This is a genomic window from Rhodococcus sp. AB351 (genome assembly GCF_049538275.1).
Taxonomy (GTDB): Bacteria; Actinomycetota; Actinomycetes; order Mycobacteriales; family Mycobacteriaceae; genus Rhodococcus.
Genome location: NZ_JBMVFW010000001.1, coordinates 640,463 through 652,293, shown reverse-complemented (window position 1 = coordinate 652,293; position 11,831 = coordinate 640,463). Strand labels below are relative to the sequence as shown.

At 67.8% G+C, this 11,831-nt stretch carries 11 protein-coding genes; 3 read left to right on the top strand and 8 right to left on the bottom strand.

Features of this window, described 5'->3' with window-relative positions; all coding sequences use genetic code 11:
• Window positions 1-21: 21 nt before the first annotated feature.
• Window positions 22-411 (top strand): hypothetical protein, encoded by a 390-nt coding sequence (locus tag ACPCXD_RS03185; protein WP_088897991.1) that lies wholly within the window; start codon window positions 22-24, stop codon window positions 409-411.
• A 428-nt stretch (window positions 412-839) separates the two neighbouring features.
• Here ACPCXD_RS03185 and ACPCXD_RS03180 read toward each other — a convergent pair whose 3' ends face one another.
• A complete protein-coding gene (locus tag ACPCXD_RS03180) occupies window positions 840-1,073 on the bottom strand; it encodes a metallothionein (protein ID WP_423658348.1) in 234 nt (77 codons plus the stop codon).
• Window positions 1,074-1,198: 125 nt separating this feature from the next.
• Window positions 1,199-2,734: an amino acid permease gene (locus ACPCXD_RS03175; protein WP_088897928.1), complete on the bottom strand. Its 1,536-nt coding sequence runs from the start codon at window positions 2,732-2,734 to the stop codon at window positions 1,199-1,201.
• A 219-nt stretch (window positions 2,735-2,953) separates the two neighbouring features.
• Here ACPCXD_RS03175 and ACPCXD_RS03170 point away from each other — a divergent pair, with 219 nt between their 5' ends.
• Window positions 2,954-3,460 carry an Lrp/AsnC family transcriptional regulator gene (locus tag ACPCXD_RS03170; protein WP_016694965.1) on the top strand — a complete coding sequence of 169 codons (507 nt, stop codon included), beginning with the start codon at window positions 2,954-2,956 and terminating at the stop codon, window positions 3,458-3,460.
• Between the two features lie 90 nt (window positions 3,461-3,550).
• Here ACPCXD_RS03170 and ACPCXD_RS03165 read toward each other — a convergent pair whose 3' ends face one another.
• The 4 genes from ACPCXD_RS03165 to ACPCXD_RS03150 all read right to left on the bottom strand — a co-directional run bounded on the left by ACPCXD_RS03165 (window position 3,551) and on the right by ACPCXD_RS03150 (window position 10,114).
• Window positions 3,551-4,636: a Glu/Leu/Phe/Val family dehydrogenase gene (locus ACPCXD_RS03165; protein WP_160874044.1), complete on the bottom strand. Its 1,086-nt coding sequence runs from the start codon at window positions 4,634-4,636 to the stop codon at window positions 3,551-3,553.
• 53 nt (window positions 4,637-4,689) lie between these two features.
• Entirely contained in the window at window positions 4,690-8,148 is a 3,459-nt protein-coding gene (locus ACPCXD_RS03160) for an indolepyruvate ferredoxin oxidoreductase family protein (RefSeq protein WP_423658345.1), read from the bottom strand.
• A gap of 379 nt (window positions 8,149-8,527) precedes the next feature.
• On the bottom strand, window positions 8,528-8,941 hold the full coding sequence (locus ACPCXD_RS03155; protein WP_024101985.1) for an SPW repeat protein: 414 nt from the start codon (window positions 8,939-8,941) through the stop codon (window positions 8,528-8,530).
• 159 nt (window positions 8,942-9,100) lie between these two features.
• The gene (locus ACPCXD_RS03150; RefSeq protein WP_423658851.1) at window positions 9,101-10,114 is read right to left on the bottom strand and encodes a zinc-binding alcohol dehydrogenase family protein; all 1,014 of its coding nucleotides are present in this window, start codon (window positions 10,112-10,114) and stop codon (window positions 9,101-9,103) included.
• A gap of 72 nt (window positions 10,115-10,186) precedes the next feature.
• On the opposite strand from ACPCXD_RS03150, the gene ACPCXD_RS03145 reads away from it, so the two are divergent.
• Window positions 10,187-10,771, top strand: a complete 585-nt coding sequence (locus ACPCXD_RS03145; protein ID WP_085469773.1) for a hemerythrin domain-containing protein — start codon at window positions 10,187-10,189, stop codon at window positions 10,769-10,771.
• Between the two features lie 33 nt (window positions 10,772-10,804).
• On the opposite strand, the gene ACPCXD_RS03140 is transcribed toward ACPCXD_RS03145, so the two are convergent.
• Window positions 10,805-11,284 (bottom strand): DUF421 domain-containing protein, encoded by a 480-nt coding sequence (locus tag ACPCXD_RS03140; RefSeq protein ID WP_174479666.1) that lies wholly within the window; start codon window positions 11,282-11,284, stop codon window positions 10,805-10,807.
• On the bottom strand, window positions 11,284-11,805 hold the full coding sequence (locus tag ACPCXD_RS03135) for a hypothetical protein (RefSeq protein WP_160874197.1): 522 nt from the start codon (window positions 11,803-11,805) through the stop codon (window positions 11,284-11,286). Before ACPCXD_RS03135 ends, ACPCXD_RS03140 begins: the two co-directional genes overlap by 1 nt.
• Between the last annotated feature and the right edge of the window lie 26 nt (window positions 11,806-11,831).

Here is an 11,831-nt window from a genome sequence, read left to right as displayed (position 1 = left end):
CAGGAGCGAGAGGAGTCGACCGTGCAGAATGCCGTGTTCTACTCGCTCGTCGCGATGTGCTCGTTGTTCGCCGCGTCGACGTGGTGCCTCTCTCGCCCTCATCTGCTGTCGAGCGCGGCAGCGCTCGTGGCCTCCGGACTCTGGGTGCTGATGAACGGGCCTCTCGAGGGGCGCGTGCTGTACTCGGTGACGCCGAACCACGGATTGACCGAGGCCGACCTGCTCTCGGGAGTCGGCGTGTGCATCGCAGCCTGGGGTTTCTGGACGACGCGGAATCGTCGGCGCCGTCGGCGTTCGCAGCGGCAGACGTCGTACCGCAGGCATCCCGACGGGTCCCGAGCCATGCCGACCCCCGTCTTTCCGGCGGGAAGCGACGTCGAAGCGGGCCCCATCCGCCGCAAAGCAGGATGAACGTCCCGGTTCGACGCCGAGAAGATTTCTCAGGTCTCGTTTCAGTATCGGCTCTGGACGAGTGCCCAACTCTCACCTAAGCTCCAAAGCGGCCACGGCGTAGGTGGCCGTGTCTCCCTAGAGTCCTCCCCGACACAGGAGATACAGCGCGAGGCCCCGCCGGCTCCTCCCCTCGAATCGCCGGCGGGGCCCTTCCCTGTCGGCCTCCCCGACGTCAGGGGCAGATCGAATGGTAATCGGGTCCCGATGTCCGGTTCGTCCTGCGTTCGGACAAAACACTGGGTAACCCTTGTGACCTTCGTCTCTGCTGCGCTGTTCAGAGCATAGAGCAATTTGCTCACCCGCGTGCATAGATCTTTTTCGAGTTCACCCGAAAGATCAACTCGCAGAGTCCTTTTTGTCGCTTTCGCGCGGTCCGCATTCTTCCGTCAGGCACGGTCCGTCAGCTCGGTGTGCCCGGCCTGACGAGCACAGTGCGCGCAGCAGTAGACGGCATCCGTCGACTCCACGCCGTGCCCGAGGATGCAGCAGTGGCAGTGGGCGCACTGCGGTGCCATCGCGGTGATCGCGCACTCGAAACTGTCGAAGGTGACCGAGACATCCCCACGCGTGAGGGTGAAGGCCTTGTCGTAGTCGTTGCCGCACGTGTCGCAGGTGGCCATGACTCTCCTCCTCGGCGTCGCGACCGGACGGTGTCCGGTCTCCTTCCGGTCGGGTACCCGCAACCGCCGGAACACACGAGCCCGCCCGCACCGATTCGGTGCGGGCGGGCTCGTGGACGAGGGATCTATACCGGTTCGGGTTCCTTCGCTTCGTGCTTCGCAGCTTCCTGCTGCGCGGCCTCGAGCTTCAGGCGCTGTCCGAGCACCGACTTGCGGCGGCCGTAGACGAAGTAGATCGCCACGCCCAGGACCATCCAGACCGCGAATCGGATCCACGTCTCGACCGAGAGGTTGAGCATGAGCCAACCGCAGGCGAGCACCGCGAGGATCGGGACCAGCGGCACGAACGGCACTCGGAATCCGCGGGGCAGGTCGGGGCGGGTACGACGGAGCACCATCACGCCGACGCAGACCAGGACGAAGGCGAACAGGGTGCCGATGTTGACCATCTCCTCGAGCACACCCATCGGGAACACCGCGGCGAGGACGGCCACGACACCACCGACCATCAGGGTGATGCGCACGGGCACACCCTTGTGGTTCGTGACGGCGAGCTTGCGGGTGACGAGTCCGTCGCGGGACATCGCGAACAGCACGCGGGTCTGGCCGAGCATCATCACCATCACGACGGTGGTGAGGCCGGCGAGACCGCCGATGTTGATGGCCATCTGCGCCCAGGTGACGCCGTGCGCCTCGAACGCCGTGGCCAGCGTGGCGCTGCCGTCGCCGACCAGTTCGCTGCCGGTGCGCAGGTCGGTGTACCTCACCATGCCGGTGAGCACGAGGGTGACGCCGACGTAGAGGACGGTGACGATCGCCAGCGAACCGAAGATGCCGCGGGGCAGTGCCTTCTGCGGGTTCTTGGTCTCCTCGGCGGTGGTGGCGACGACGTCGAAGCCGATGAAGGCGAAGAAGACCAGGCTCGCCGCGGCGAGGAGGCCGTACCAGCCGTAGGTGCTACCACCCGCGCCGGTGAGGGCCGAGAACAGCGACTGGTGCATGCCGGCTGCGGCGCTCTGCGTCTCCTCGGCCGGCGGGACGTACGGGGAGTAGTTGGACTTGTCGATGTAGAAGATGCCGACGACGATGACGAGCAGGACCACCGCGACCTTGATGGCGGTGACGACGGCGGAAACCCGCGACGAGACCTTGGTGCCGATCGCGAGGATGATCGTGATGGCGCCGACGATGAGCAGCGACCCCCAGTCGACCGTGATCGGTCCGAGGTCGATCGACGCGTCCCCGCCGAACATGCCCCCGAGATACATCGACCATCCCTTGGCGACGACCGCGGAGGCGAGGGCGAACTCGAGGATCAGATCCCATCCGATGATCCAGGCGACGAATTCACCGAAGGTGGCATAGGAGAAGGTGTAGGCGCTGCCGGCGACCGGTACCGCGGAGGCGAACTCCGCGTAACACAGTGCGGCGAGACCGCACGCGATCGCGGCGAGGACGAACGCCAGCGAGATGGACGGTCCGGCGAGATTACCGGCGGTGCGGGCGGTGAGGGTGAAGATTCCGGCTCCGACCACGACGGCGACGCCGAACACGGTCAGATCCTTGGCGGTCAGTTCTCGTCGTAGCCGCGAACCGGGTTCATCGGTATCCGCGATCGACTGTTCGACGGATTTGGTCCGCCAGATGCCGACTCCGGGCATTGTGTGCTCCTCGGGGTGATTGCGGCGCCCGCCACGCCCGGTCCGGGCGAGGGGTAGGCATGTCGCTCACTTCGCGCGCATTACGTTGCAGCAAGCCGTGTTTGCGTGAGCATTTGATGCAGCAATCATGGCACTGGCTCGTGAAGTGTCAATATCTTTCTGATCAGTTGAGCATTATGCTCGAGTGGTGACGCGCATCACAACGGAAAGGGTGTCATCGTGTTCAGTCTCGACCGGCTCGACGCAGCTCTCCTCGGAGAGCTCACGCGCAACCCCCGGGCAGGAATCGTCGACCTGTCGGCGAAGCTCGGCGTCGCCCGCAACACCGTGCAGTCGCGCATCAGGAAACTCGAGGAGTCCGGCGCCGTCACCGGATACCGACCGGTCGTCGACCTGCCGAAGCTGGGCGTGCCGCTGCAGGCGTTCATCGGCGCCGAGCTCGTCCAGGCGCGGATGGGGCATGTGATCGCCCAATTGGGCCGATTCCCAGAGGTATTGGAGGTCCACGCGACAACGGGCCGGGAGGATCTCCTGATCCGGATGGCGGCGCAGTCCCAGGAGGACCTCCTGCTGGTCCTCGAACGGCTCCACGCCATCGAGGGCGTCGCGCACACCACCACGACGCTCGCGCTCACCACACCGATCGAGTACCGGACGCAGCCGCTCGTCGAGCACATCACCCGCGATGCTGGGCACGGCCGGTCGTCGTCGGCCGGAAGCTCCTGAGAACACGAGAAGGGGAGGCACCTCGCGGTGCCTCCCCTTGTTCCCCTGTGCGGATCAGTTTCCCTGTGCGGACCAGTTCCCTTGTGCGGATCAGACGGTATCGATGCGCCGCTCGGCGATGCGGTTGGCGGCCGCGCCCGGCGTGACGCCGAGAGTGCTCGAGACGTCGAAGATCTCGGCGGTGCGGTCGAAGATCGACTCCACCCGCTCGCGGACGACGTCGGCGGCGGATCCGTCGACCTCACCGGCGACCTGGATCAGTCCGCCCGCGTTCGCGACATAGTCGGGCACCCAGACGATTCCGCGCTTGCCCAGCAGTCCCTCCACCTCGGGCTGCGCGAGCTGGTTGTTGGCCGCACCGCACACGAGACGTGCGTCGAGGTGGGCAGCGGTGGTCGAGGTCAACGTGCCGCCGAGGGCGCACGGGGCGTAGACGTCGGCGGACGAGGCGACGACGTTGTCGGTGACCTGCGCCGGGAACTCGTCGACCACGCGGGCGATCGCCGCGGGGTTCACGTCGGAGACGATCACCTCGGCACCGTCGGCGACGAGCAGCTTCACCAGCTCGTATCCGACCTTGCCGAGACCCTCGACACCGACCGTGCGACCCGCGAGAGTCGTTTGTCCCCAGACGGTCCGGGCGCCGGCACGCATGGCCTGGAAGACACCGAGCGCGGTCAGCGGCGAGCTGTCGCCGGAGCCGCCGGCGGCGACGGTGCGCCCCACGGCGTGGGCGGTGTGCCGGCCCACCACGTCGAGGTCCTCCGCGCGGGTTCCCACGTCGGCGGCGGTGATGTAGCGACCACCGAGCGACTCGACGAATCGTCCGTAGGCGGCGAGCAGTTCGTCGTTCTTGTCCGTCTTCGGATCACCGATGATGACGGCCTTGCCGCCACCGAGGTTCACACCCGACACCGCGGCCTTGTAGGTCATGCCCCACGACAGTCGCAGCACGTCCTCGAGCGCCGACATCTCGTCCGCATAGGGGTAGAAGCGGGTGCCACCGAGGGCGGGTCCGAGTGCGGTGGAGTGGATCGCGACGATGGCGCGCAATCCGGTGGCCGCGTCGTGGTGGAAGACGACCTGCTCGTGCGGGCGGTCGGTCAGGCGGGCCGAGCGGCCGAACACTCCGTCGGACGTGGTGAACTCGGGGAGGTCGAGGGCAGAGGTGGTCATCGGTGGGTTCCTTTGCAGCAGAGGGTGTTCGTGCGTCAGAAGTCGGTGTCGGCTCAGAAGTCGGTGTCGATGCCGAGCTCGGCGAGGCGGGCCCGGTACTGCTCGACGGAGCGGAGCTTGACGTCCTCGTAGCCGCGCACCATGTCGGGCAGGGCCGCGATCTCGACGGCGCGGTCGTAGGAGTCGACATTCAGGTCGGCGGCGAGTCGCTGGACCGTGTCGGTGTAGTGGGCGAGCAGAGCACGCTCGACGCGGCGGACATGGGCGTAGCCGAAGGGATCGAGCTTCGTGCCACGCAGACGCTTCGCCTTGGCCAGAGCCTTCAGCGCGACATGCGATTTCGGTCCGAAGCCGACCTTCTTCTCACGGCCGAGTGCGCGCAGCGCCGGCGGGTGCAGGCGGTAGGTGAGCTTGTGGCCACCGGGAACCTGGCCCTGCACCTCGTCGAGGAAGGCCGGGTCGACGAGCATGCGGGCGACCTCGTACTCGTCCTTGTAGGCGGTGAACTTGAACAACCCGCGGGCGACGGCCTCGCTGAAGTCCGTGCGGTTCGTGACGCGACGCTCGGCCTCCCAGGCTGCCTGCACCTGCCCGATGTAGCGGGCGGCGAGGGCTTCGCTCTGGAAATCGATCAGCGACGCGGCGCGGATCCGCACGAGCCGCTCGACCTCACCGGTGAAGGTGGTGCCGGCGAACAGACGCTCGGGTGCGACGGTGGCGGCGCGCTCGGTGCGGGCCGGTTCGGTCGCGGCGGCGAAGGCCGCGGGATCCGCGACGGCCACCCGGCCCCAGCGGAAGGCGGCGATGTTGGTCGCGACGGCCACCCCGTTGATCTCGATGGCCTCCTCGATGGCGTCGGCGGGGATCTCGAGTCCGCCGAGCTGGTGGGCGGCGCCCACGACGAGGAAGTTCGCAGCCGAGGTCTCGCCGAACAGCGCCTGGGCTGCGGCGAGGGCGTCGAACGAGACGGTCGTGCGGGTCGCGGTGTCGAGGCGCGCGAGCAGGTCCTGCTCGTCGGGGTGCCGGACCGAGCGGTCGTAGACCATGTCGCCGGTGGGGACGCGGCTCGTCGACGCGACCGCCACGGTCTCCTCACGGTTCGCGTAGGCGAGGTTCTTCGGCTCGGTCGCGGTGAGCAGGTCGAGCGCGAGCAGAGCGGTGGCACCGCCCGGGCCGACGCGGTTGCCGGGCTCGAGTCCGTCGGCGGCGAAGCGCAGGTGGGAGACCACCGGGCCGGCCTTCTGGCTCATGCCGATCTGGTCGAGCGACTCGACCTCGAATCCGGCGCGCAGCGCGGCCGTGGCGAGCACCTGGTTGACGGTGACGATGCCGGTGCCGCCGATGCCCGCGAGGAAGACGTTGCGGGTGCCCTTCGGGGTGTCGATGGCGGCGTCCGGGATGCGCGGCGGGGTCGGAGCCTTGCGGCGCTTCGGCTTCTCCGGCGACGTCTCGACGGTCACGAAGGACGGGCAGTCGCCGTCGAGGCACGAGTAGTCGGTGTTGCAGGAGGTCTGGTCGATGCGGGTCTTCGAACCGAACTCGGTGTCGACCGGCTGCACCGACAGGCAGTTGCTCTTGACGCCGCAGTCGCCGCAGCCCTCGCACACCGCTTCGTTGATGACGACGCGGGTGGTGCGGGCGGGCAGGGTGCCGCGCTTGCGCTGACGGCGTGCGTCGGCGGCGCAGTGCTGGTCGTAGATGAGCACGGTGACGCCCTCGATCTCGCGCAGCAGCTTCTGTGCCTCGTCGAGCCGGTCGCGGTGCCAGACCTCGGTGCCGCGCGCGAGGGTGCGCTTGCGGAGGCGCTTCGGTTCGTCGGAGCAGATGATGATCTTGCGGACGCCCTCGGTGGTGAGCTTGTGGGTCAGCGCCGGGATCTTCAGGGCGCCTTCGGCGTCCTGCGCGCCGGTCATCGCGACGACGTCGTTGTAGAGCAGCTTGAAGGTGATGTTCACGCCGGCGGCGACGCACGCCTGCACGGCGAGCTGGCCGGAGTGGAAATAGGTTCCGTCGCCGAGGTTCTGGAACATGTGACCGATGTCGGTGAACGGCGCCTGGCCGATCCACTGCGCACCTTCGCCACCCATCTGGGTCAGGCCGGTGACGGCGCTGTCCTTGCGGCCGGACAGGGTGACGAGGGTGTGGCAGCCGATGCCGCCGCCGCCGATCGAACCCTCCGGCAGAGCGGTGGAGCGGTTGTGCGGGCAGCCGCTGCAGAAGTAGGGGGTGCGCTGGGTCGACAGCACCTCGAGCGACAACTGCGGCAGGGGTGCGGGGCCGAGTTCGACGTGGCCGCGCAGCACGCGACGCAGCGGGCCGCGCAGGCGACCGGCGGTGAGCTCACCGTCGACAGGCACGAGCGGGCGGCCGTCGGCGTCCTTCTTGCCGACGATCTGCGGGGCGTTCGCGGTGCCGTAGAGGATCTCGCGGATCTGGGTCTCGATGAAGGCGGTCTTGTCCTCGACCACGATCAGTTCGTCGAGGCCGCGGGCGAATTCGCGGACGATCTCGGGACCGATGGGGTACGGCATGCCGATGCGCAGCAGGCGGATGCCGGCGCGGTGCAGCGCGGCGTCGTCGACACCGAGGTCGAGCAGGGCCTGGCGCAGGGCGTCGAAGGTGGTGCCGGTGGCGGCGAGGCCGACGCGGGCCTGCGGCGGGTCGACCTCGATCACGTCGAGGCCGTTGAGGCGGCCGTATTCCTGGACGATCTTCCAGCGCGGGCCGTAGAGGTCGGCCTCGGCGATGACGCTGTCGCCGGGCGCGGCCATGGGGCGCTGCTTGTAGACGAATGGCCGTCCTTCCCATTCGATCTCGGGGACCGTGATGGGCAGGTCGGAGATGGAGCCGTCGACGGACCAGGCGCCGTCGGCGACGTCCGCGACGATCTTGAGGGCGACGAGGCATCCCGAGGCGCGCGACAGCGCGACGCCGTGCAGGCCCATCGTGACGATCTCGGCGGCGTTGCGCGGGAACAGGACCGGGATGCCGAGGGCGGCGAGGGATCGCTCGCTGACGGCGGGCACGGTCGACGACTTCGACGCGGGGTCGTCGCCCACCATGAGCAGCACGCCGCCGTTCGGGTTCACCCCGTACATGTTGGCGTGGCGCAGCGCGTCGGTGGCACGGTCGAGGCCGGGGCCCTTGCCGTACCAGACGCCGACGACGCCGTCGTGGGTCGGTGTGCCGGCACCGAGCTGTCCCTGGCTGCCCCACACGGCGGTGGCGGCGAGTTCCTCGTTGAATCCGGGGACGAAGGTGATGTCGTGCTCGGCGAGGACCTTCGGCATGCCGTGGAGCATCTTGTCGAGACCACCGAGGGGGCTGCCCTGGTATCCGGAGACGAAGGTCGCCACCCGGCGACCGTCCCGCATGGCCCGCACCTGCTGTTCGACGAACAGGCGGGCGATGGCCTGGACGCCGGTGAGGAGCACGGTGCCGGAGCCCGAGCGATATCGGTCGTCGAGGTCGTAGGGAAGTCGTTCGCTCTCCCGGATTACGGTCTCGGTCATTGCGTACCACCCGTCCTTCGTCGCGGCGTCCGATTGTGTCTGCGCCACTTCGATCGCGTCATTTGGTACAGCAATGGTTGATTGAGCTAGGCGATCACGTCAACAAAAGATTTTCGAGCGCATCATTTCGCTCAAATGTGACGCACCGCACACACATGAAGTGTGCACGGTGCTCAGAATCACCGCCCGCGGCGGGCACGGGCGGTTCCACCTCTCCCCGGTTCACGAACCCGTGGACCGGGTTGCCGTCGCCGCCGGGAGGGTATGGCCCTCGGTAGCCGGTATCGGTGTCCGGACGCCGCACCCGGTGAGGTGCTGCCGGTTCAGACATGCAGCCGGCAGCACCGTTCGGGTTACTGCATCCCGGGCTACTGCACCGTCAACGCGAACGGTCCATCAGGCCGGTTCCCATCGCAGCCGCGGCCACGCCCAGGACGAACACGATCGCACCCACGATGACGTGGGACCAGATCATGGACGTACTGGTGTCGACGCCGCTGACCAGCCACGGCGAGACGAACAACCACAGACCGAGCAGTGGCGCGACGAACGCCAGGCCGTGGGTGCGGCCGTAGGCCGAACCGAGCGCCATGGCGAGCAGTGCGACCGCGAGGCCGCAGATCAGATTGGTGGTGGCGAGTGCCGTCTGATCGGCGAAGCCGATGATCCAGGCGGATGCCGCCGCGTACAGACCGGCAACCATCATCAATCCGTCGGTGACCTGGACTGTGGGCTGTTCACCCATCCGGTCGTAGCGTTCGCGCATCTCGACGATGTCGGGATGGGTGTGCATTGCAGAATGAGCCGATGATGTCGACATTGTCCTCATCTCCTCGTGGGTGAGAAGTCCGAGGGGCCCTCCTGGGTCCGACACCATTATCGTCGTCCCGGGCGGGACGTTCCCGTAGGGCAGAAAGTCCCTACTTGGCGATCTCGGGCGTGATCGCCGGCGTCAGACGGGTGCCGCATCGGGCACGAGGACGGCAGCGCCGCGCACGCGGTCACCGGCGAGATCCGCCAACGCACGGTCGGCTTCGTCCAGCTCGTATCGCATCGTCGCGACCCTGATGCGGTGCTGCCCGGCGAACGCGAGGAACTCCCGGGAGTCCTCTCTCGTATTGGCGGTCACCGACCGGATCTCTCGCTCGTAGAACAGGTGCCGCTGGTAGTTCAGCTGCGGGACGTCGGTCAGATGGATGCCGGCGATCGAGAGGATACCGCCGCGGTCGAGCGCCTCGAGTGCGGGCGGCACGAGGTCGCCGACGGGCGCGAAGAGAATGGCAGCGTCGAGAGGCACCGGCGGTGCGTCGGCGGCAGCCTGCACCGACGCGGCCCCGAATTCGCGGGCGAGATTCCGCGCATCCTCGCTCCTCGTCATGACGTGCACCTCGGCACCTCGCGCCAGGGCGACCTGCGTCGCGATGTGGGCGCTGCCGCCGAAGCCGTAGATGCCGAGCCTGCCGCCGTCGGGGACCGAGGCGCGCTTCAGCGCGCGGTAGCCGATGATGCCGGCGCAGAGCAGCGGGGCGAGTTCGACGTCGTCGTATCCGTCGGGCAGCGACAGGGCGAAGGCCGCCGGTACGGCGACGAACTCGGCGTACCCGCCGTCCTCGTCCCATCCGGTGTATCTCGAATTCGGACAGAGGTTCTCGTCGCCCCGGCGACAGTAGCGGCACTGCCCGCAGGTCGAGCGCAGCCAGGCCACGCCCACGCGGTCGCCGACGGCAAAGCCCTCGACCGCCTCCCCCGCCCGATGGACCACACCGACCACCTCGTGCCCCGGGACGACACCCACCCGGTGGACGGGGAGATCACCCTCCGTGACGTGCAGGTCGGTGCGGCACACACCGCACGCCAGCACGCGCACCAGCAGATCGTTCGGTCCGATCTCCGGCAGCGGAACGGATTCGAATCGCAGGGGGTGGCCGACGACGGGGCCGGGTTCCACCACTCGCCACGCTCGCATCGATCGGGGTTCGTCCACGGCTCTCGCCTCCCGTGTGTTTGCCGATCTCGACACCGGTGAACCCCTTCTTACATGAGCAGCACAGAAGGTTCCGCCGATTCGCACGACACCGCTCAGGATGTCGTCACCATTCTCACCGAGGACCATCGGGAGATGCTCGAACTTCTGGGCCGAGCGGAGACCACGCTCGACGCGGAGGAGCGCCGCGACCTCACCGACTCCGTAATCGCCGAGGTGATGAGGCACTCCGTCGCCGAGGAGATGTTCGTCTATCCGGAGATGGAGAAGCACCTCCCCGGGGGCACGGAAGCCGTCGAGCACGACAAGAAGGAGCACGACGAGATCGTGCAGGTGATGAAGCAACTCGAGGGCGCCGACGCGTCGAGTGCGGAGTTCACGACCCTGGTGAAGAAGTTGCAGGAGCTTCTGAAGCACCACGCCGATGACGAAGAATCCGACCAGTTCCCGGCATTGAGGGCGCATCTCGGGCACGACACCCTCGTGGAGGTGGGCACCAAGGTGCAGGCCGCCAAGAAGCTGGCCCCGACCCGGCCGCATCCGTCCGCGCCGCATTCCGAACTGTTCCACAAGACCGTCGGCCCGGGAGTCGGCATGGTGGACCGACTGCGCGACGCCCTGACCGGACGCAATACCTGAGCGACCCGAACCCGACCCGGCGCGGCACCCCCGTCACGCCGGGTCGGGTTCGTCCGGTGCGCCGTCCCGAGCTCTCGTCCGGACGAAGAACGAGATCTTCCCGTTCGTCTCGAGCACCGCGAGATCGATGTCGGCGAACCGCCGGATTCCCTCCTGCCGCGCGGCGGCCATGAGGTCGTCGAGGGACAGACGTTCCCGTTTCAGGTTCTGCAGGTCGGGTTCGCCGTCCCGGACGATCACCACGGGGACCCCGTGGGTGATGCCGCGCATCCGCGGAAAGCGGGCGTTGATCATCGACAGGGCCAGGGTCAGCACCGCGAAGACACCGATGGTGAGGACCGCACTCGTCATGGACACGTCGTCCTGCGTGATCCCCTGCTGCACGAGATCTCCCATGGCCACGAACAGCACGAGCTGGAAGGTGCTCAGTTCGCCGACGCTCGACCGGCCGACGAGGCGGGTGATCCCCCACAGGAACAGGAACAGGACGAGCGCGCGGATCACGATTTCCATCAGGGCACCAACCAGGTATCGAAATAGATTGTCACTGCCGATTTCTCGCCGTCCATCACCGAGACGGAGCCCGATTCGCCCCGTTGTCGTCCGGACCGGATCCGCACGTCGAGCGCAAAGGTGAACTCGTCGCCGGGCGGCGGATCGAAGGTCAGGTAGGCCAGCCCGTCTCCCGCGGTCTCCGAGGACGGCTCGGGCAGCCGGCCCCGCATCTCGAGGATCTCGAAATAGGACGTGTCGATCGCCAGGACGATCTCCCTGTCGAAGCCACCGTCACGGTGCACCGTCACCGTCCACGGGACGTCGAGCCCGGCGCGCGCGATGCGCGGGTAGGTCAGGTCGACCCCGTACCCGCCGCCCTGTGCGGTGGCCGTCGAACTCCGCACGCCGAAAAAGCCCAGTACCCCGGCCACCAGCACGATCACGAGCAGGACCGCCGCGGTTGTCCGCAACCGCTCCACGCCCTTGCTGCGAGCCACCCTCCCGACGTCGTCGAGGGTGGAATCCGGCCAGTTCTCCATCTCTCCACGTTGACACAACACCGGTG

Bases quoted from the DNA above. Each gene is read 5' to 3' on its own strand.
- ACPCXD_RS03155 (WP_024101985.1), bottom strand. From the start codon at position 8,941: ATGCACACCCATCCCGACATCGTCGAGATGCGCGAACGCTACGACCGG.
- ACPCXD_RS03180 (WP_423658348.1), bottom strand. From the start codon at position 1,073: ATGGCCACCTGCGACACGTGCGGCAACGACTACGACAAGGCCTTCACC.
- ACPCXD_RS03165 (WP_160874044.1), bottom strand. From the start codon at position 4,636: ATGACCACCTCTGCCCTCGACCTCCCCGAGTTCACCACGTCCGACGGA.
- ACPCXD_RS03150 (WP_423658851.1), bottom strand. From the start codon at position 10,114: ATGCGAGCGTGGCGAGTGGTGGAACCCGGCCCCGTCGTCGGCCACCCC.
- ACPCXD_RS03135 (WP_160874197.1), bottom strand. From the start codon at position 11,805: ATGGAGAACTGGCCGGATTCCACCCTCGACGACGTCGGGAGGGTGGCT.
- ACPCXD_RS03140 (WP_174479666.1), bottom strand. From the start codon at position 11,284: ATGGAAATCGTGATCCGCGCGCTCGTCCTGTTCCTGTTCCTGTGGGGG.
- ACPCXD_RS03145 (WP_085469773.1), top strand. From the start codon at position 10,187: ATGAGCAGCACAGAAGGTTCCGCCGATTCGCACGACACCGCTCAGGAT.
- ACPCXD_RS03175 (WP_088897928.1), bottom strand. From the start codon at position 2,734: ATGCCCGGAGTCGGCATCTGGCGGACCAAATCCGTCGAACAGTCGATC.
- ACPCXD_RS03160 (WP_423658345.1), bottom strand. From the start codon at position 8,148: ATGACCGAGACCGTAATCCGGGAGAGCGAACGACTTCCCTACGACCTC.